A 20,520-nucleotide genomic window follows, 5' to 3' on the forward strand; every position below is an offset into this window, starting at 1 on the left:
TTAAATGCCCACGTTGATGCCGAAGGTGAAGCTGCGAATCGGGGGAACCGAGCGGCCATCAGTACCATATGCAATGTTCGAAGTGATGTTTGAGTTCACTTCTGGGTCCAGGCCTTTGTATTTGGTGAACGTGTACGCGTTCTGCACCAAGGTGTAGATGCGGAAGTTGTTCATGCCGAAGCGCTTCACTAGCTGGTCGGGCAGGTTGTAGCCGAGGCTTATCTGACGCAGACGCAGGAAGTCGCCTTTTTCCAACCAACGGGTCGAAGCTTGGTTCGACTGGGCATCGCGCAGTACCTGCTTCGGAACGTTGGTAACTTGGCCAGGCGTAGTCCAACGCTCTTTCACTTCTTCAATGTTGTTCTGGAAAGCCGAACTCAGCATGGCGGAGCGGTAACCGTTGTACACGTAGTTGCCGCCGCTGTACTGCAGGAAGATGCCCAAGTCGATGCCTTTGAAAGCAAAGGTGTTATCAAAACCACCCGAGAAGGTAGGGTAACCGGTTTTATCCTGGTATTTGTAGTCAGCAGTGCTGAGGGCAGTAGTGGGCTCGCCAGCGGCGTTCAACCAGCGGCCTACGGTGAAGCCTGTGCCAGCAGCTACGGCGTAAGCCGCATCGTACTGCTTGATGTTGCCGTCCTTATCGTAGAACTGCGCGTTGCCGTTGGCAGGGTTCACACCAGCCCACTCGGGCAGGTAGTACACGCCAAGCGAACGACCCACGCTGGCGCGCTGAACACCGGAGATGATATCCGTCGGGGTAGACAGCGACGTAATCCGATTCTTAATGATGGAACCATTAAGTGAAGACGTCCAAGTAAAGCCGTTGTCCAGCTTCACGTTTACAGTATTTACCGTCAATTCAATGCCGCGGTTGTACATCGAGCCAACGTTGCGGGCAATAGAGGCACCCGGAACGCCGGTCGTACGCAGCGTAGGCGCTAGCAGGAGCAGGCCGCTAACGTCGTTGTTGAAGAAATCAAACGTCACGTTGATGCGGTTCTTCAGCAAAGCAGCATCCAAGCCGATATCAAACTTCTTAGAGTTTTCCCAGCCGAGCTCAACATTCCCAACCTGCGAGATGGTGAATCCATTAGCGTCAGCATAGAGGCCACCGCCTACAAGCGTGCGGGCTGCGTAAGAACCCAAGCCGCTCGAATTACCTACTTTACCATAGCTGGCCCGGATTTTCAGGTCATTAATGGCGCTAATGTTCTTCATAAAGCTTTCCTCCGAAATACGCCAGCCCACTGAGCCGCCAGGGAAGAAGCCGCGCTGGTTGTTGACCCCAAATACCGACGAGGCATCCGAGCGCAGGGTGAACGAAGCATAATACTTGCTGCCGAAATTGTAGTTCAAGCGGCCGAAGTACGACTGGAAGCCATAATTAGAGAGGTTACCGCCGCCAGGAGCCTGCGAGGTAAAGACGTTGTCGATAATAGATTGAAACTTGTCGTCGGAGAAGCCACCTGCCACCGTGTAGATACGACGGAGACGTGTTTCCTGATATTCTACACCAGCCGTAACGCCAACGGTGTGCTTTTCAGCAAACGTGCGGTCGTAGTTGGCGTAGTTCTGCCAGTTGAACTGGGTGCGGTCGGTGTTGTAGTCCTGCACCAGGCCCAGCTGGCCAGCACCCAGAATGTTGCGGCCCAGGCCACCCAGGATGCCGCTGCTGTACTGCTCTTCGAAGTTGGTGTTGTAGTCGATGCCGTACTTCGTGGTCAGCTGCAGGCCGGTGATGGGCTCTACCGTGAAGTAACCGTTGCCCAGGATACGCTGCGACGTGTTGTCGTTTTTGTTCAGGTTCAGCGTAGCCGGAATGTGGTAGTAGGCGTTGGGGGCGATGGCCGAGTTCGGAATCAGGTTGTTGCCATTGCCTAGGTTACCCAGGCTGTTCAGGTAGTACGAGCCATCGGGCAGGTAGGCCGGCACGTTCGGGGGAGCCGTGTAGCCCGATACCGTAGCACCCGCCAGCGCACCTTCGCCGTTGATGCCTTGGTTGTAGGTTTTAGCGTAGTTCAAGCTCACGCCGGCTTTCAGCCATTTCTTGGGCGTCAGGTCCAGGTTCAGACGAGCCGAGCCGCGACGCAGACGGTTTTGAAGGATAATACCCTGCTGGTCGTTCCAGTCGCCCGAGCCATAATACTTGGCAAACTCGTTGCCGCCCGAAAGCGCCACTTGGTAGTTCTGCTGCGTACCGTTGCGGAAAATCTCGTTAATCCAGTTGGTTTCGTCGTTCACACCGTCGCCATTCAGGTCTATGGGCTTGGCAATGTCGATGGGGTAAGTCGTGTTCACCACGCCGTTGGAACTGCCGAAACGGCTGTTGTAAGCCTTCTCGTTGCTGATGGCCATGAAGTCCGTGGCGTTCAGCACGACGGGTTTGCGAATGGCTTGCTGCACTCCATAGTAGGAGTTAACAGAAACTCGGTTCTGGCCATTACGACCACGCTTGGTCGTGATAACGATAACTCCATTAGCCGCACGCGAACCGTAGATGGCCGCCGCCGAAGCATCTTTCAGCACGTTCACCGATTCGATATCATTAGGGTTTATATCAGCCAGCGGATTGAAGCGTGTGCTAAGGTTGTTAGCCTGTTCAACAGTGTTGAGGGGAACGCCATCGAGCACATACAATGGCTGCGAACTCAGTGAAATCGAGTTAGCACCGCGGATGCGCACTGCGGCCTGGTCGCCCAGGGTACCGCTGGTAGTGTTGATGCTCACACCCGCCAAACGACCCGTGAGGGCTTGGTCGACGCTGACAACGGGCTGAAGCAGCAGTTTTTCTTCTTTCACCTGGGCCACCGAGCCGGTCAGGTCTTTCACATCCTGCGAACCACCGTAGCCGGTTACAACTACTTCGGTCAGTTGCTTCACATCGGGCACCAGCGAGATGCTGATGCTGGCATCGCTGCCAACGGGGCGCTCCTGCGAGATGTAGCCTACCGAGCTGAAGATGAGTGTGCTGGTAGTGCTGGGAACGTCGAGCGTAAATCCACCATCGGAGTTGGTCGAGGTGCCGTTGGTCGTGCCCTTCACCAGGACCGTTACCCCCGGCAGGCCTTCGTTCGTTTTCCGGTCGGTTACCCGGCCCGAGACGGTGCGTGTTTGCGCAAAGGCTCCGGTGAGGAAAGTAAACATGAGCACCAAGCTCATGAGTAAGGATTTTTTCATGGGTAAAAAATTAAGGTTTGAAATGAAAACAGAGGTTTTAGGTGGGAGCAAAAACGTCGCTAGATAGCAACTATCGTCAAAAATAAGCCATCTACTGCAGACTATGATGCAGGAAGTTTAACAATTGCACACATTTTCTTTAACACATCGGCAAGAATGAATATTGAATGAATAATGAAGGCCTATGTAAAAAAAACATAACAGCACTGTAAATAATTGGTAACTAACCGCATGGCGCTTGCTTGGTGGCGTCGCTCAGCCGGTGGACAGCCGAGGGGGCAACCAAAGAAAATGCTAGCTTTGGCCAGCATTTTCTTTGTGTCTCGGGGCGCAGGCTGGTTTGGTTGCCTGGGGCAGTGATGTCTGGATGCAGGTTGGCTCATGCAAAAAGGCTTGCTCGTTGCGGAGCAAGCCTTTTGATGCGGTTGCAGGGTGGGCAAGCTGCACCGATGCTAGTTGCGGGTCATGAGGGTATTCACGGCCAGTTCGGACGAGGGAATCGGCCAAACGTAATTGGTGCTGGTGTTGGGGATGGCCGGCACCGAGCCTTTGCCCGGGATGGTGGCATTCAGGCGCATGATGTCGAAATTACGGATGCCTTCGCCCAGGAACTCGATGCGGCGCTCCAACAGAATTGCATCCGTAAGGGCACTGGCCGAGGCAAAGCTGGCCGCCGTGTATACCCCGGTGGGGTTCGAGCGGCCGCGCACGGCGTTGAGCAGCGCCAGGGCCTGCGGGTCGACGGAATTGGTGGTGCGCACGCGGGCTTCGGCCAGGTTCAGCAGTACTTCGGCGTAGCGGATAACCGGGGCTTTGTCGGTGTAGGGGGTGCCGGTCGGGTATTTTTTCAGGAATGACTCGGTGCCCGAGGTGGCGATGAGTGCCGTGCGGCGGGCATCGGTTGCCGCGAAGCCAGGGTCGGCCAGAATGCCGCCCGCTGCCGTGTTCAGGCCGTATTCGCCGTTGCCGCCCAGCGACGTGGGCAGGTAGTAGTAGGCCAGCTGGTTTTGCGTGCCGGGAGCGTCCTGGGCCGTGAAGGGGAAGGACAGGATGCTCTCCGCGGTTTCCTGGGTTGGGGCAAACACGGTGGCAATGGAAGCACTCAGCGCATGAGGCACCCCGGTAGGCGCTACAAACGGGGCCGCGGCCGGCACCAGCTTGTTGGCTTCGGTGATGACATCCGCGTAGCGCCCCATGCTCAGGTATACCCGGGTCTTCAGGGCAATGGCGGTGTTGCGGTGCGCGCGCGTTACGTTCAGGCTCGGGTTGGCGCCCGCGGGGTAGGTTGCGGGCAGGTTCTGCTCGGCAAAGGTGAGGTCGGCCAGAATCTGGGTGTACACTTCGGCTACGGTGCTGCGTGCCAGGTTGTTATTAGCATCGGTGGTTTCGCCTTTCAGGCGCAGCGGCAGGCCGGGCTTGCTGCCGTTGCCGTCGGCGTAGGGCCGGGCATACAGCTGCAGCAGGGCGTAGTAGCTCAGGGCGCGCAACAGGCGGGCTTCGCCGCGGTAGTTGTTGGCAGTGGCGGTGTAGCCGGCCGGGAACAGGGGCGCCACGAACTTTGATTCGTTGGCGTCCAATCCATCCAGAAAAACATTGGCCTGGTTGATGGCCGCGTAGCCAAAACCCCAGGTGTTGATTACGTCGTTCTGCGAGGCTTCCGTCAGCGTGTGGTTCCACACGGTGAGGCCCGTTACGGCATTGGACGTGCGGTTGATAAAGTCGTTGGCCCGGATGTCGCTAAAAATCTGGAAGCGGCCGCCGTAAAAGCCGCCGACCTTAACGTAGCTATACAGGTTGTTGACCTGGGCCAGGATGCGGGTTGGCGAAGCAAACACCACCTGGTCGGAGAGGGCAGTGTCGGGAATTGGGTTCAGCCGGTCTTTCTGGCAGGAAACGGTACCCAGCGCCAGCAGGGCCGTGCAAAGCACAACGGTTCGTGAATGATGGAATAGCGAGTTCATTAGAATAGCGTCGATTAAAAGCCAATGTTGAAGCCCAAAGTGTAGGTGCGGGCCTGGCCGACGGAGTTGCGGTCGACCCCGGCACCGGTGTTGCTGCCGCCGTTTGTCGAAATTTCGGGGTCGATGCCCGAGTATTTCGTCAGCAGGAAGGCGTTCTGGACCTGCGCGTAGAGCCGGGCGTTGGCAACGTTCAGGCGGGAGAGGAAGGTCGGGGCAAAAGTGTAGCCCAGCGATACCTGCCGCAACCGGGCAAAGTCGCCTTTCTCCACGTTCGACGACATTACGATGGCCGAGCCGTTCGACACGTTGTCGCCGTACACGACGCGGGGCCACAGCGCGTTGGTGTTTTCAGCCGTCCAGTGGTTCTTGATGTCGGTTTGGTTGTTCCAGAAGCGCTGGTCGTGCAGGCCGGCCTTCGTGCCGTTGTAGATGTAATTGCCGCCCGAAAACTGCACGAACACGCCCAGGTCGAGGAAACGGTAGCGGAACGTGTTGTCGACGCCGCCGTACCACTTGGGCAGCACCGGGCCGTAGTAGATGCCGTCGGCGAGCTGGTTGGGGGCGCTGGCGGGCTTGCCATCGAGGGTGGTCCAGCCCGAACCCAGGTGCTCGTACTGCACCACCGTGCCGTCGGCCTTCTGCAGCATGCGGCGGCCGTTGGCCGGGTTCACGCCCAGCGAGGGAACGGCCAGGATTTCGCCCACCGAATGGCCCACCTGGGTGTAGTTGGCCGTTTCGAGGCCCGACGTAGCCGTCGGAATGCGCTGCCCGTCAAAGGCCAGCTGCAGCACTTCGTTCTTCAGCGTCGTAACGTTGCCGCTCACCGTCCAGCTGAAGTTGGTGCCCTGGATTGCGTTGAAGCGCAGGTTCAGTTCGATGCCCGTGTTCTGCATCGAGCCCACGTTGGAGAAAATCGCGTTGCCCACGGTGCCGGGGCCAGAACCGGTGTTCGGAATACCCTTCGACGGGGCCTGGGGCACGCTCAGAATCACGCCATCGACCAGGTTGCGGTAGTAGGCGAAATCACCCGTGAGGCGGTCCTGCAGGAAGCCGAAGGACAAGCCCACATCGGTCTTTTTGCTGGTTTCCCAGGTCAGGTTGGAGTTGCCGGCGTTGGCGAAAAACAGCGTGGCATTCGGGCCATATAGGGAGGAGCCGTAAGTCTGGAGCGACACGTAGGGGTCGATGCCCTGGTTGTTGCCCACGTTGCCGTAACTGCCGGTTATTTTCAGGAAGGAGAATGCCTGGGCAAACGACGAGTTTTTCCAGAAATCTTCTTCCGACACCACGTATCCCAGCGAGGCCCCGTAGAAGTTGCCGTACTTCTTGGCGAAGGCCGAGTAGCCGTCACGCCGCACATTCAACGTAGCTAGGTACTTGCGGCTGAAATTGTAGTTGAGGCGGCCGAAAAACGACACCAGGTAATCGGCGCCCTGGTAGTTGCCATCGGCGGTGATGTTGGTGAAGTTGCCTTCGTAGGTGGTGAAGTACGGGTCAGCCACCGAAGTGCGCGAAGCGCCCCAGCGCACGATGTTGGTGTTCTGCTGTTCGTTGCCCAGCAGCACCGACAGGTTGTGCTTCTCCCCAAAGGTGTGGTCGTATTGGATGGTGTTTTGCCAGTTCCAGCGCTTGTTGGTGCGGTAGTAGTTGGCGGCCAGGCCCTGCGTCGAAAAGCCGTCGCCGGCCAGGGCCGTGTAGAAGGTTTTGTCTTCGAGCGAAATGCTGTTCACCCCGTAGTTGGTGCGCAGGTTCAGGCCCTTCACCAGTTCCAAGTTGGCGTACACACTGCCCTGAATCTCGTTGCCGTCGGAATGGAAGTAGTTGTAGGTCAGGTCAACGAGCGGGTTGTAGTAGCCCGGCAGCAGGGGCGCGCCGGTCGTCGGGTTGATGTTGGGACCCGGGCCGACGCCGGCCCCGCTGGTGTTGAAGCTGCCATCGGGATTGTAGGGAGCGATGTTGGGCGGCAGCACCAGCGGCAGGCGGCCCAGGCCGGCCGTGCCGAAGGCACCGCTGGCCACCGAGCCCGAGTTGGGCGAAGAGTTGTGGGTGTTGGAATACGCCACGCGCATACCCACCGTGAGCGGATTGAACAGCTTATGGTCGATGTTCATGCGGGCCGAAACGCGTTCGAAATCGTTGCGCACCAGCATGCCCTGCTGCTTCGAATAGCCTACCGACGAGTAGAAGCTCGTTTTTTCGTTGCCTCCCGAAAAGTTCAGGTTGTGCGTTTGCGAAAAGCCCGTGCGGTAGATGTAGTCGTACCAGCGCGTGTCGGCGGTGACGCCATTGGCATCCGTTGCCTTAAAGCCCTCAATGTTGGTAGCGGCCGCCCCAACCGAAGCCCGGTTGGCGTTCAGGTTGCGCACGGCCTCGTTTTTCACGGCAATGTAGTCCTGCGCGTTCAGCACGTCGTACAGGCGTACGGGTTTCGACCAGCCTACCCAGGTATCGTAGCTGAGGTGGCTCTGGCCCTTCTTGCCTTTTTTGGTGGTCACCAGAATCACGCCCCCGGCGGCCCGCGAGCCGTAGATGGCCGTCGACGAAGCATCTTTCAGCACTTCCATGCTCTCGATGTCGGCCGGGTTCAGGTTGCTGAGCGGGTTGTTGGGCACGCTGCCCACGGCCGAGGTATTGCCGCTGTAGGCCGGAATCCCGTCAATCACCACCAGCGGTGCCGAGCTCAGGTTGATGGAGTTGGTGCCGCGCACCCGAATAACGGGCGGGTTGTTGAGCACGCCGTTGGGGGTGGTGATGTTCACGCCCGGAGCCCGGCCCTGCAGGGCCTGGTCGAAGCTTTGCACCGGAGAAGTGGCAATTTCCTTGCCCGTGATGGTGGCCACGTTGCCCGTGAGGTCGCGCCGCAGCTGGGTGCCGTAGCCCACCACTACCACTTCGTCGAGGCCGGTTGATGCGGCGGTCAGCGTGACGTTGATAACGGACTGTTCGCCAACCGTTACTTCCTTTTTATCATAACCCACAAACGAAAACACCAGGGTTGTGCTCGTGGCCGGCACAGCCAGCGAATACTGGCCGTTGGCATCGGTCGAGGTGCCCTGATTGCCACCTTTCACAATAACGGTTGCGCCCGGGATGGACCCTCCGTCAGCAGCTTTCACAGTACCGCTAACCGTACGGTTTTGCGCGTGCAGGCCATGCACCCCAAGGGCAAAGACCCAAAAAAAGAGAAAAAGTAGATGTTTTCGCATAGTATTTGGTGGGGGTTGGTGAAAAAACGGTGTATGCAGCGGGCAATATATAAGCAAACCGCACGTAGATAAGCAGCCAGTGGCTGAATAGGGTACAATATGCCGGTAAAAGGTGCCAATTAGCAGGTTAATGGCTTTCGATAGGGTGATGCCGCCCGGTTCAGAATTGCATATCGAAGTGTTCATGCTAGCGGTAAAGCGTAGCTACCCGGCAGGGTCAAGCACCAAAAGGCCCCGAAGCATTGCTTCGGGGCCTTTTGGTGCTTGACCCTGCCGGCGCATCAGCGCCGGGGCTTGGCTGGCAGTCTACTCCAGCATCAGTTGGCGACTGGCAGTCGCCTGGCCGTTCACGCTCAGGCGCATAGTGTAAAGGCCGGTGCGAAGTGCGTCGGCTTCCCAGCGCAGGGTGTTGGGCCCGGCTGCCAGCTGCCCAGCGACCGTGGTGGCCACCCGGCGGCCCATGGCATCGTACACGTCAAGTTGCACGCGGCCTGCCTGGGCCAGCGCAAAAACGACGTTGGTTTGGCGGGTAGTCGGGTTCGGGTAGAGGCCGAAGCCGGTGGCGAGGTCGGCGCGCTCGCGCACGGCCGTAGCCACGCCGCCGGAGCCGGCTACGGCGATGTCGCGGGCTGCCAGGCCGTTGCCGATGGCGCCCACCAGCGTTGTTGCGCCGGTAGTCAGGTTCACGGTGTAAAGGTTGGTGCTGGTGGCAGTGCCGGGGTTGGCCACCAGGTAGGCTGTGTTGGTGCCAGCTGCCGACGAGTAGATGTCCAGGTCGAGGCTGGGGGTGGTGGTATTGGCTACGATGCCCGTAGCGCCCACGGTGGCCAGTACCCCGGTGTTGGGGGCGCTCTGGGTAGCGAGGATGTTCAGGCCCAGGTCGTAGTTGTAAAGGGTCGTGGTGGCGGCGGTAGTCCCGGCCACGCTGTTGGTGTAGGCCGAGGCCCCGATGTTGGGCGTAGCGGCGGCGTTGGCGTCGGTGGTGGCGTAGGCCAGCTGGGTATCGGTGGCGGCTACGGTGCCATCAACCGGGTTGAGGCGGAAGTTGGCGCGGTTGCCCGACGTTACCCGAATGCGGTCGACCGTGGGGTTAAAGTCGAACCCAACCTTGCCCGTGCCCAGCGCCAGGGCAATGGGCGTGGCATTCACGGCCGTGGCCACGCCGGTGAGGTTATTCAGCGAGTACAGCGTGTAGGTCTGGGCCGTGGCGTTGTAGCCCAGTGCGTATAGGGTGTTGGTGGCCGGCCGAATGTCGAGCCCTACCAGGGTCTGAGCGGCATCGACGCCGGTGATGCCAACGGAAGTGCGAATCAGGCCCACCTGGCCCGTATCGAATGTAAGCAGGTTGGTGCCGGCCAGCGCGTAGGCCAGCTGCCCGGTGATGGCCGGCAAGGTAGCTGGCCGGCTGATGGCGAAGGCAATATCGGTCACCAGCGTGCCGGCCGGGCCCACGGTGCCCACGGCCGTCATGTTGGCACCGGTAATGAAGTCCAGGGTGTAAAGCTGCGTGGTGGGGGCAGCCGTGGTGCCGGTGGCAATGGTCAGGTAAGCGCCGTTGGTGCGGGCCGTGGGGTCGAAATAAATGTCGAGGTCGGTGGCCAGGGCCGTGGCCGTATTCACCGTAAGAGCCGTGCGGCTGTTAAGCGTACCGTTGTTCGGCGGGTCCTGGGTGGTGTAGCGGCTATTGGCTTCGTCGATGTCGTAGAGCACCGTAGTAGTGGCCCCGATAAAGGAGTTTCCGTAGGCCACCGCGCCTACGCCGGGCGTTTGGGCAGCGTTGGCATCGGTAGTGGCGTAGGCCAGGTTGGTATCGGTGGCGGCAACGGCCCCGTTGTTGGGGTTGAGGCGGAAATTGCTGTTGTTGCTGCCCGTCACCCGAATGCGGTCCACGGTGGGGTTAAAGTCGAAACCGATGCGGTTAAGCACCGTGCCTAGGTTCAGCGTGATAGCCCCGCCCACGGTCGTCAGGGCACCGGTGGTGGGGTTCAAGGTATAGAGCTGCGCCTGGGTGCCGGTGGCAGTATAGCCCAGTGCAAACAGCTGGCCGGTGTTGGGGCGGGTGTCGAGCCCCACCAGCGTTTGTCCGGTTGCAAGGCCCGTAATGGGCACCGTGGCCGTAAAAGTGCCCGGGGCCGTGGCCTGAAACGTGGCCAGGCTGCTAACCGCGCCGGCGGTACTCACCAGGCCGTAAACGGTTTGGGCCTGGGCCGCAGCCGCCGAAAGCCCCAGCGCGGCCAGTCCCAGCAGGGTGCGGCGCAGGGCAGCAGGGTAGAAAGTAGTTTTCCGAAGCATGCTTTTGGTAAGGTTAGGTGATGGAAATTAGCCTTCAGCGCCCACCCTTGGGCAGACTCCTTGCCTTGTCCTACGTCAATAGCCGGCCGAATGGATTCATCAGAAATTCATTTTAACTCGCTTTTAATTCCCTGATTTTCGGAAAGTAAGCTCCCCGCACACGCCGAATCCCACGAGTGGTGGGGCAAAAAAGAAGGGTGGCAGCCCACTGGCCACCACCCCGAAGCAACCGCCAAAAATGGCTGTGCGCCCTACCACGGCACGGCCTGGCCCTGCCACGTCACGAAGCTGCCGTTTTCTTCGGTGTGCAGCTGCTCGGCCAGCCGGATGATGCCGCGGGCCGAGTCGGCGGGCTCCTGGGTGGCGTGCTCACCGCCCATTTCGGTGCGCATCCAGCCGGGGTCCACGAGCACCGAAATCAGGCCCATGTGGCCGATTTCGGCGGCCAGGCTGCGCATGTACATGTTCAGGGCGGCTTTGCTGGCGCTGTAGTGGTAGGGGTCGCCGGTAGCTTTCCAGGTGAGGGAGCCCTGGCCCGACGAGATGCTGAGGATGCGGCCCTTGCGGCCGGCCCGCAGCAGCGGCAGCAGCGCCTGCGACACCAGCAGCGGCCCGATGGCATTCACCTGCATGGTTTCCATGGCATCATCGTGGGTAAGCTGGCCCAGGCGCTGGTGGTCATCGCCCGAGCCGGCGTGCGGGTACACGCCGGCGTTGTTGATGAGAACATCGAGCGCCTCGGTGTGCTCTTGGGTGGTGGCCACGGCGGCATCAATCGAGGCCGCGCTGGTTACGTCGAGGGGCAACAGCACGAGGCGGTCGGCGTACTGCTGCTTCAGGGTTTGGAGCTCGGTGGCGGCGGCGGGCTGCCGGCAGGCAGCAAAAACCTGGTCGCCGCGCTCGAGGTACTGGCGGGTAAGCTCGAGGCCCAGGCCGCGGTTGGCTCCGGTGATGAAAGCGCGCATGTGTCTTTTACGGGATTGAGTTGGAACAACGGGTAAGCAAACGAATGCGCAGTTTACGCACAAAAGCGCGGTTGGCTCCCATCCAATCTTCTGCGCGGGCTGATTTGCGGTGGCATAGTTTTCTTGTGCCACTTATGGAATACATCATCACTTCCCTCAGCGCGGCCGAAGCCCGCCCCCTACTGCCGCAGCTGTATGAGTTGCTGCGCGATGCCGTCGACTCGGGCGCCTCGGTTGGCTTCCTGCCACCGCTGCCTGCTGCCGAAGCCGACGAATACTGGCAGAGTGTCGTTGCGGCCATCGAGGCCGGGCACCGGGTGCTGCTGGTTGCCGAACAATCGGGCACCGGCGAACTGCTGGGCACCGTGCAACTCGACCTCGCTACCCGCCCCAACTCCCTGCTGCGCGCCGAAGTATCGAAACTGTTGGTGCACACGCAGGCACGTCGGCGGGGCGTGGCCCGCCAGCTGCTCGAAGCGCTGGAAGCCCAGGCGCGGCAATTGGGCCGCAGCACGCTGGTGCTCGATACGCGGCACGGCGACGGGGCCGAAGTTCTGTATCAGAACATGGGGTACCAATTTGTGGGAGCTATTCCGGCGTACTTCATCAACCACGACGGGTTGCCGCACGCCACGGCCGTGTATTATAAGCTGCTCGCCGATTGAGTAAGCGGTTAAGTGGCATAGCAACCATCAGCAGGGTTTGAGTATCCAGTCAACTCAATCCACTCAGTTTCCTGCGATGCTTCTTCTTCGACTATTCACGCTGCTGGCTCTGCTAGCGGTTAGTTTTTTTCCTGCTTTTGCGCAGGACATCCTGCTCACCGGCCGCGTACAGGCTCAGGCCACCAAGGCAGCTATTCCCTTCGTCAACATCGGCATTAGAGGAAAAAATGTCGGCACCATTGCCGATGAGAATGGCGGCTTCTCGCTACGCATTCCGGCCCAACTGGCCCACGATACGCTCACGTTTTCAGCCGTTGGCTTTCAGGAGCAGTCCCGGGCCATCGCCGGTGCCCAGCAACACACCGTTGTTTTAGCCGAAAAGGCCACCGCGCTGAAAGAAATAGTGGTGCTGGGCCGCACCCCGAAAACGCGTCGTATCGGCACCACCACCCACAGTCCCGTAATCTGGGGCCAGGTGAGGGACCGGGAAACGCACGATATCCGGGAATTTGCGAAGCTTATTTCGCTGGGCAGCCGACCGGCGGAGCTGGTGCAGGCGCACATTTTCCTGCGCTACCCCACCGTCGATACCCTGGCGTTTCGGCTCAACTTCTACCGCGTCGCCGAGGGCCTGCCCGGCGAGCGACTTATCGAACAAGCCATTCTGGTGCGCACACCCATTGAAAACGGCTGGCTCACCATCGACCTCACCAAATACGACCTGCGGCTGCAAACGGACTTCTTCGTCGGTTTCGAGTTTTTGCCCGGCAAGGAACCGGCCGTCCCGGTTACGCAAAGCAAGTTTGCTCAGCCTATTTTCAGCTACGGCGGCCAGTTTGGGGGCGCGGCCATTTCGCGCAGCAGCAGCCTGGGCGCCTGGAAGCGGGAGCCGGGCGCTTCCCTGTCGGCGTACCTGACGGTGCGCCAATAAGCAGCCGCGTCCACCGCACCAGTTTGCCGCAACCAAAAAAGCGCGGCCATGTAAGTGGCCGCGCTTTTCGCAACTATATATTGTTTAGTTGGCTACCCCGCCGCGATGGCCTTGCGGCGCGAGCCGGTTTTGGGCAGCCGCTCCTCGCCCTGGGCCAGCAGCTCGTCGTCGCGCTCGGTTTTCTTCACCCAGCTCACCGAGTACAGGTCCTTGCGGCGGTCGCGCAGGTTGCGCACGGCGCCGCTGGTGTTCAGGTCCTTCAACAGGTCCAGGTCGAGGTCGGCGATGAGGGTCATCTCCGTGTTGGGGGTGGCTTCGGCTACGATGGCATCGTGCGGGAAGGCGAAGTCGGAAGGGCTGAACACGGCCGACTGCGAATACTGAATGTCCATGTTCTCGATGCGGGGCAAGTTGCCCACCGAGCCGGTGATGGCCACGTAGCACTCGTTTTCGATGGCGCGGGCCTGGGCGCAGAGGCGCACGCGCTGGTAGGAGTTCTTGGTATCGGTCCAGAACGGCACAAACAGGATTTTCATGCCCTCGTCGCTCAGCATGCGGCTCAGCTCGGGGAATTCCACGTCGTAGCACACCAGAATGCCAATTTTGCCGAAATCCGTGTCGAAGCACTTCAGCTTGTCGCCGCCGCGCATGCCCCAGTAGCTGGCCTCGTCGGGCGTTACGTGCAGCTTGTACTGCTCGTCCACGGTGCCGTCGCGGCGGCAGAGGAAGGCCACGTTGTGCAGCTTTTCATCGAGGTAAACCGGCATCGAGCCGGCCACGATGTTGATGTTGTAGCTCACGGCCAATTCCATCATCTTGGCCTTGATGGGCTCGGTGAAAGCTGCCATCGCCCGGATGGCCACCGCCGGCGAGTCCTCGTTGGTAAGGGCCATGAGCGGGGCGTTGAAAAACTCCGGAAACATCACGCAGTCGGCCTTGTAGCCGCTCACGGTGTCCACGAAAAACTCGATTTGCTGCATCAAATCTTCCAGCGAGCGGGTGGCGCGCATCTGCCACTGTACAATGCCGATGCGGACGTTGGATTTGGTGTTGCCGATGAGCTTTTCCGTCTCCTCGTAGTACACGTTAATCCACTCCAGCAGCGTGGCGTAAGCCTTTGATTCCGAATCATAAGGCAGGTAGCCGCGAATGATTTTACGCACGTAAAACTCGTTCGAGAGCTGGAACGTGAGGATGGGGTCGACCAGCTCCTTATTGCGCACCATCTCCACGTACTTGGCCGGCGTCATCTCGTTGGCGTAAGCGGCGTAGCCGGGGATGCGCCCGCCGGCCACCATGGCGCGCAGGTTCAGGTTCTCGCACAACTCCTTGCGGGCATCGTAGAGGCGGCGGCCCAGGCGCAGCGAGCGGTATTCGGGGTCCACAAACACGTCGACGCCGTAGAGCGTGTCGCCGTCGTCGTCGTGGGTGTCGAACTTGCCGTTGCCCGTGATTTTGGCGTAGGTGTGCTTGTCACCGAACTTGCTGTAATCCACAATGATGGCCAGCGCGGCGGCTACCAGCCGGCCGTTGTCCTCAATACCAATCTGGCCCTCCGGAAACTTGCGGAGCAGGGCCGCAAATTCATCGGCCGCCCAGGCGCCTTCCATGTTGGAATACACCTTGTCCATGATGTCCTTGATGGCCTTAAAATCGGAGCGGCGCAGCGTGCGCAGCACCAGCTTGTGGGCCGGCACGGCGGTGGGCGTGAGGCGCTCGGCCACGACGGCCGGAGCGGGCTTGCCCACTTTTTTGGCATGCGCGCCGCCGGGCAAGGCTTTGCCGTTGGCGGCGGAAGACGCGGCAGATTTGCCGTTGGAAGAAGTTGCCATACTATCGAATAACGCGGTATAAAAGTCAGTTCAGTCACCAGCCCGGCCGGCCGGCAACGGCCATCGGGCCCGCAAATTTACCCATGAAAAAACCCGTTGGCGGCGTTCGCCAACGGGTACTCAAACGGCAAAACCGGCAAAACGGTGCAATGTTCGGCCTCGGCCTACTCGCGCACCACCCGGCGCGTGGCCGTGCCCCGCGCCGTTTGCACTGTCAGCAGCGCCACGCCGCGGAAGCTGCCGAAAGCCTCGGCCCCGATGCTAACGCTGCCCGCGCCACCGGCGTAGCTGCGCCGGAACAGCAGCCGCCCCACCACATCAGTCGCCGATACCGTGAGTGGCCCGCTGCCCGCCGGCACGCTGAGCGTGAGCGCGCTGCCCACGGCCGAAGGGTTGGGCGCGGCGGCCAGCCCGGCATCGAGGACCGCGTCGCGGGTGGCCAGGCGGACGATGCGGCGGTAAATGTCGCGGTACTCCACGCCGGTAATGGTTTCCTGCCCGGCCAGCAGGCGCGTGGTGATGGTGAGTAGCGGCACGTGCTGCCCCTTGGCGAGCCACTTGTACTCGCGCGTCAGCGGGATATCGAAGCCCTGGCCGGCCATGCCGCCAAAAGCCACACTGTCGTGGTCGATGAGCTTGGTGACGACGCGCACCGTCTGGAACGTGCCGAAGGGCGTGGTGAGCGTGCCCCAGGCATCGGGCTTGTTCACGCGCTTGCGCTTTTGGCTGAGGTAACCGGCCGAGGCAATGGCGGCCGGCGTCGAGAAAAACGAGTTGCTGGAATCAGCCAGGCTGGCGAAGCTGAGCGGGAAGCGGTAGATAACATCCTGCTGGGCCGCGCTGGCATAGGTAACCGGAATGGCCGTGCCGTTGAGCGAAGCGCCAAAGCCCACCGAGCGGAAATCCTGCGGCGTGGCTCCGGCAGCGGCCAGGTTATAGAACTGGTAGGTATCGGTGACGGCGATGGGCAAATTGGCCCCCGCCGGCACGGGCAGCGCCTGGGGCGAAGCCACAGTGGCCCGGTTTGCGCCGCCAAACGGGCCAAATGTTAAGGAGTAAAACAGCGAAGTCGCCGTAACAACGCTAGCCGGGACGTACGATTCCACGCGTTGGCTCACGGGCACCAGCGCGGCGTAGTTCCAGGTTTGGTTGGCCCCGCGCCGGCTCAGGGGAGGGGCGCTGGCCGGCAGTACTGGGCCGGCCACGCTCAGGCGCAGGCTGTCGACGCCGGCCGTCAGCGACGGAAAATCGGTGCGGTCGATAACCGGCGAGGTAGTTTGGGCCAGCGCCGGCATGGTAGCTAGCAGCAAAAAGGGTAGGAGTCGGCGCATAGCTTCGGGGCAAAAAGTGCGGTAGCGAAGATACGCCGAACCGCTTTGGAAGCATTTACTACACGCCCTGCATTTCGGGTACTTCGCCGGCGGGCACCACGAGCTTGCCGGCGGTGGCGGCCACAATCTGCTCCACGCTCACGCCCGGCGCGCGCTCGCGCAGCACGAAGCCGTCAGGCGTAACGTCAATAACGGCCAGCTCGGTCACGATTTTCTTTACGCAGCGCAGGCCCGTAATGGGCAAGGTGCAGTCGGACAGTAGCTTGCTGCTGCCGTCGCGGGCCACGTGCTGCATGGCCACGATGATGTTCTTGGCCGAAGCCACCAGGTCCATCGCGCCGCCCATGCCCTTGACCATCTTGCCCGGAATTTTCCAGTTGGCAATGTCGCCGCGCTCCGACACCTCCATCGCGCCGAGGATGGTGAGGTCGACGTGTTCGCCGCGAATCATGCCGAATGAGTCGGCCGAGGAGAAAATGCTGGAGCCGGGCAGCGTGGTTACCGTCTGCTTGCCGGCGTTGATGAGGTCGGGGTCGACCTGGTCTTCGGTCGGAAAGGGGCCCATGCCGAGCAGGCCGTTTTCGGATTGCAGCTCGACGTTGATGCCGGCCGGGATGTAATTGGCTACCAGCGTCGGAATGCCGATACCGAGGTTGACGTAAGAATTATTCTGAACTTCCTGCGCGATGCGCCGGGCAATGCCGTGTTTGTCTAGCATGTGGTTGAGTTAAAAATTAAAAGTGAAGAGTTAAAACAAAGCGTGAGGAAGTGCCAAAAGGCTTTTAACTCTTCACTTTTACCTTTTAACTGCTTCCCGCACTGTGCGCTGTTCAATGCGCTTCTCGTACTGCTCGCCCTGGAAAATACGCTGCACGAAAATGCCCGGCGTGTGAATCTGGTTGGGGTCGAGCTCGCCGGCGGGCACCAGCTCCTCCACTTCGGCCACCGTGATTTTGCCGGCCGTGGCCATCATGGGGTTGAAGTTGCGGGCCGTGCCTTTGTAGATGAGGTTGCCGGCCGTGTCGCCCTTCCAGGCTTTCACGAAGGCGAAATCGGCGTGCAGGGCGGTTTCGAGCAGGTACATCTTGCCGTTGAACTCGCGGCTTTCCTTGCCCTCGCCCACCTCGGTGCCGTAGCCGGCGGGGGTGAAGAAGGCCGGAATGCCCGCGCCGCCGGCCCGGCAGCGCTCGGCCAGGGTGCCCTGCGGAATCAGCTCCACTTCAAGTTCGCCGCTGAGGAGCTGGCGCTCGAATTCGGCATTTTCGCCCACGTAGCTCGAAATCATCTTGCGCACCTGCTTGGTTTGCAGCAGCCGACCGATGCCAAAGTCGTCGACGCCGGCGTTGTTGCTGATGCAGGTCAGGTTCTTCACGCCGAGGCGCAGGATTTCCTCAATGGCGTTTTCGGGGATGCCGCACAGGCCGAAGCCGCCGAGCATCAGGGTCATACCATCGGCCAGCCCCTGCAGGGCGGCTTCGGCGTTGAGTACGGTTTTGTCAATCATGGGGTGGGAATTGGCGGCGCGCGTGCGCCGTTGGGGGCCGAAAATTACGTCACGGCGCGGGCTTGGCCGTCGTGGAGACCGCGCCGGCGGGCAGCTGATAGTCGAGTGGCAGCAGTTCACCAATTTTCTCGAAGCCCCAGTAGTCCTCGTTCAGCACGGCCAGCGGCACTACCAGTGCCCCAATGGCCTCTACCTCGGCTTCGGGCTGCTGCAGGTGCACCACCGATTCTTCGTAGCGCGGCCGCACCGAGGTGAAGTTGGGGCCCGGGCGGCGGTAGTTCGCGTCGGGCGTTTCGCGCTCGTAGGTTACGGCCAGCAGGTCGCGGAAGCGCAGCCACACGCGGTCGGTGCCGGGCTCGGTACGGCGTAGGCTGTCGGGCGGCAGCGTGGGCTTGTAGAGGAACGCCAGCTCGCGGGGCTCGCGTAAGGCTTGCAGCAGCGAATCGGGCAATTGGGCGGTGCTGTGCTGCCGCTGCAGTTGGCGCAGGACTGCGTCGGCAGCCAGGCGGCGCGGGTTGGGCACGCGCCGCAGCTTCTGCACCCGGAAGCCCTCTTCGGCCACGCGGTTGGCATACATGCTACGCAAAAAGTGTTGGTAGGAGCCCAGATAGGCCTTCTGGCGGTTGGCCGCCCAGCGCTTTTGCTGGCGCGCGGTGCCGGGCAGGTCCTTGAAGACCACCTGCGTGAGCAAGGTCAGCCCCACGCTCTGGTCGGCGAACTCGGCCCGGAAATCGAGTTGGTAGAACGTGAGGCGGTAGCCCAGCGCCGGGTTTTCCACTTCCAGCGCGTGGGGCACGGTGGCCGTCAGCACGTTTTGCTGCGGGTCGTAGCGCACCCGCACGCCGTCGGGGTTCAAAATCCGGCACTGGCGCGAGAGCGTGGAATTACCCAGAAACAACTCCCGGAACCGCTGGTAGTCGTCTTCGCGGTTGGGCTCGGGCCGGACCACAATTTCGGCCAGCTGCTGGGCCAGCGGAGCAACTAGCGGATTGATAACAAGCGGCCCGGTTAGGTTTACCGACTGATTGAACAGCCGGTAGCCCACGTAGCTCACGCCCAGGTCGTAGTGCCCCGGAGCCACGTTAGTCAGCCGGAAGCGTCCTTCGGCATCGGTGGTAGTGCCCCGCGTCGTATTGGCCAGAAACACACTGGCAAACGGTAGCGGCGCCTGCGTCAGTGAATCGCGCACCTGCCCCGAGATGGAAATCTGCGCCCGAGCACCGACCGACCCCAGCAGCAACAGGAGAGGGAGCAACGCCAGCCGCCGCAGCGTCGGCAGAGAAGCGGCAAAATCAGGAAAAGCCATGCGGAATGGAGGCCATTGGAAAGACCGCGCCCAAGGTAGTCGCCGAATGCCAACCCTTCCTTTGCCTACCGCCGCACCGGGCGCGCCGCTGGCCGCGCGGCCGGCGTGCGCGCCGGGCTGGGCATGCCCGTGGGCACGTAGTCGTAGGGCAAAAACTCGCCGATTTTCTCGAAGCCCCAGTAGCCGCCAATGGCCACCGACAGCGGGTTGCGCAGCGAGCCGTCGGCCTGAATCTCGGCCTCGTTATCCACCAGCTGCAGGCGCGACACCTGCCGCAGGGGCGGAAACGGCGTGCGCGCGTAGCCCAGCGTGTTCATCGGCTGCTTGAAGCGCGGGTCGGGCGCTTCGCCAAAATGCGCTACCTGCAGCTCGCCGGTGTAGCGCAAGTAGGTGCGGCCGTTGGGCTTCACATAGCGGATGCTGTCGATGGGCCGGGGCTCAGAATAAAGCGTGGCCAGCTCGGGCTGCTCGCGGCTCCAGCGGCGCAGCGAGTCTTTTTCGGCGGGCGAGTAGGCCCCGGCCGCGCCAGCTTTCAGCAGGGCTTCGCGCTGTTGCTGCGCCCGTTCGTAGCGCGGGTTGGTTGCTACTTTAATTTGCTGGGTGAGGAAGTTGCCGGCCTCCAGGCGGTTGGTGTACACCGAGCGCAGGAAGTGCATGAACGAGCCCGTGTAGGCCGTGAGGCGGTTGGCCGCCCACAGCCGGCGTTGGGCCTCGTCGCGCGGCTTCATCTCCTCGAATACTGGCTGGCCGTAGTAGGTAATCGAGCCCGCTTCCTTGTCGTAGGCGAAGTACAGGCCGTAGTATTTCAGGCGGTAGCCCAGGGCATCGTTGTCAATCTGCAGAAACTCCTTGGTGCGGGCCGACAGCTCCTGCGTCGAGTCGTCGAGCATCACGCGCACATCGTCGGGGTTGCTGATGTGGCATTGCTCCGAAAACGTGCTGCCGCCCAGAAACAGCTCGGCAAACTGCCGGTACTGCTCGGGCTTGTTGGGCTCGGGCTTCACCACCACCTCGCCTAACTGGTTGCCGGTGGGCGCGAGGTTGATGGTCAGCTTCAGCGGCGTGGTTTCCACGGTGATGGTTTGCTTGCCCAAGCGGTAGCCCACGTAGGAGCCCACAATGTCGTAGGTGCCCTTGGGCACGCGCGGGAATTCAAACTCACCCTTCTCGGTGGTAGTCGCGCCCAGCGTGGTGTTGGCCAGAAACACGCTGGCAAAGGCCAGTGGCTCGTGCGTCACGGAGTCGAGCGCGATGCCCGTGATTTTGCTTTGCGCCTGCGCAGCTACGGAAAAAAACACGCCGCAGCACATCAGCAATAATCGGAAATAATTCATTGGAAGTAAATAG

13 protein-coding genes are annotated in these 20,520 nt (G+C 61.1%); 2 read left to right on the top strand and 11 right to left on the bottom strand.

The features are described 5' to 3' along the window. From MON38_RS16705 to MON38_RS16725, 5 genes are all read right to left on the bottom strand, one after another. Nucleotides 1–3,180 (bottom strand): SusC/RagA family TonB-linked outer membrane protein, encoded by a 3,180-nt coding sequence (locus MON38_RS16705; protein WP_241937288.1) that lies wholly within the window; start codon nucleotides 3,178–3,180, stop codon nucleotides 1–3. Between the two features lie 452 nt (nucleotides 3,181–3,632). Then, nucleotides 3,633–5,108: a RagB/SusD family nutrient uptake outer membrane protein gene (locus MON38_RS16710; protein ID WP_241937289.1), complete on the bottom strand. Its 1,476-nt coding sequence runs from the start codon at nucleotides 5,106–5,108 to the stop codon at nucleotides 3,633–3,635. Between the two features lie 47 nt (nucleotides 5,109–5,155). Beyond that, nucleotides 5,156–8,347, bottom strand: a complete 3,192-nt coding sequence (locus MON38_RS16715) for a SusC/RagA family TonB-linked outer membrane protein (protein WP_277881528.1) — start codon at nucleotides 8,345–8,347, stop codon at nucleotides 5,156–5,158. A 306-nt stretch (nucleotides 8,348–8,653) separates the two neighbouring features. Further along, nucleotides 8,654–10,639, bottom strand: coding sequence for a DUF4394 domain-containing protein (locus MON38_RS16720; protein ID WP_241937291.1), 1,986 nt, complete (start codon nucleotides 10,637–10,639; stop codon nucleotides 8,654–8,656). A 251-nt stretch (nucleotides 10,640–10,890) separates the two neighbouring features. Continuing rightward, a complete protein-coding gene (locus tag MON38_RS16725; RefSeq protein WP_241937292.1) occupies nucleotides 10,891–11,604 on the bottom strand; it encodes an SDR family oxidoreductase in 714 nt (237 codons plus the stop codon). 134 nt (nucleotides 11,605–11,738) lie between these two features. On the opposite strand from MON38_RS16725, the gene MON38_RS16730 reads away from it, so the two are divergent. Then, complete coding sequence (locus MON38_RS16730) at nucleotides 11,739–12,269, top strand: GNAT family N-acetyltransferase (protein ID WP_241937293.1); 531 nt, start codon at nucleotides 11,739–11,741, stop codon at nucleotides 12,267–12,269. Between the two features lie 76 nt (nucleotides 12,270–12,345). Next, a complete protein-coding gene (locus MON38_RS16735; RefSeq protein WP_241937294.1) occupies nucleotides 12,346–13,200 on the top strand; it encodes a carboxypeptidase-like regulatory domain-containing protein in 855 nt (284 codons plus the stop codon). A gap of 92 nt (nucleotides 13,201–13,292) precedes the next feature. Here MON38_RS16735 and MON38_RS16740 read toward each other — a convergent pair whose 3' ends face one another. The 6 genes from MON38_RS16740 to MON38_RS16765 all read right to left on the bottom strand — a co-directional run bounded on the left by MON38_RS16740 (nucleotide 13,293) and on the right by MON38_RS16765 (nucleotide 20,507). Then, on the bottom strand, nucleotides 13,293–14,831 hold the full coding sequence (locus MON38_RS16740; RefSeq protein ID WP_422388752.1) for a carbon-nitrogen hydrolase family protein: 1,539 nt from the start codon (nucleotides 14,829–14,831) through the stop codon (nucleotides 13,293–13,295). Nucleotides 14,832–15,196: 365 nt separating this feature from the next. After that, nucleotides 15,197–16,363, bottom strand: a complete 1,167-nt coding sequence (locus MON38_RS16745) for a hypothetical protein (RefSeq protein WP_241937295.1) — start codon at nucleotides 16,361–16,363, stop codon at nucleotides 15,197–15,199. A gap of 58 nt (nucleotides 16,364–16,421) precedes the next feature. Continuing rightward, nucleotides 16,422–17,081 carry a 3-oxoacid CoA-transferase subunit B gene (locus MON38_RS16750; protein WP_241937296.1) on the bottom strand — a complete coding sequence of 220 codons (660 nt, stop codon included), beginning with the start codon at nucleotides 17,079–17,081 and terminating at the stop codon, nucleotides 16,422–16,424. Nucleotides 17,082–17,159: 78 nt separating this feature from the next. Continuing rightward, nucleotides 17,160–17,867 (bottom strand): CoA transferase subunit A, encoded by a 708-nt coding sequence (locus tag MON38_RS16755; protein WP_241937297.1) that lies wholly within the window; start codon nucleotides 17,865–17,867, stop codon nucleotides 17,160–17,162. A 49-nt stretch (nucleotides 17,868–17,916) separates the two neighbouring features. Then, nucleotides 17,917–19,173: a carboxypeptidase-like regulatory domain-containing protein gene (locus MON38_RS16760; RefSeq protein WP_241937298.1), complete on the bottom strand. Its 1,257-nt coding sequence runs from the start codon at nucleotides 19,171–19,173 to the stop codon at nucleotides 17,917–17,919. Between the two features lie 65 nt (nucleotides 19,174–19,238). Continuing rightward, complete coding sequence (locus MON38_RS16765) at nucleotides 19,239–20,507, bottom strand: carboxypeptidase-like regulatory domain-containing protein (protein WP_241937299.1); 1,269 nt, start codon at nucleotides 20,505–20,507, stop codon at nucleotides 19,239–19,241. Nucleotides 20,508–20,520 lie beyond the last annotated feature (13 nt).

The sequence above is a fragment of the Hymenobacter cyanobacteriorum genome, assembly GCF_022631375.1.
In the GTDB taxonomy this organism is placed as follows: domain Bacteria; phylum Bacteroidota; class Bacteroidia; order Cytophagales; family Hymenobacteraceae; genus Hymenobacter; species Hymenobacter cyanobacteriorum.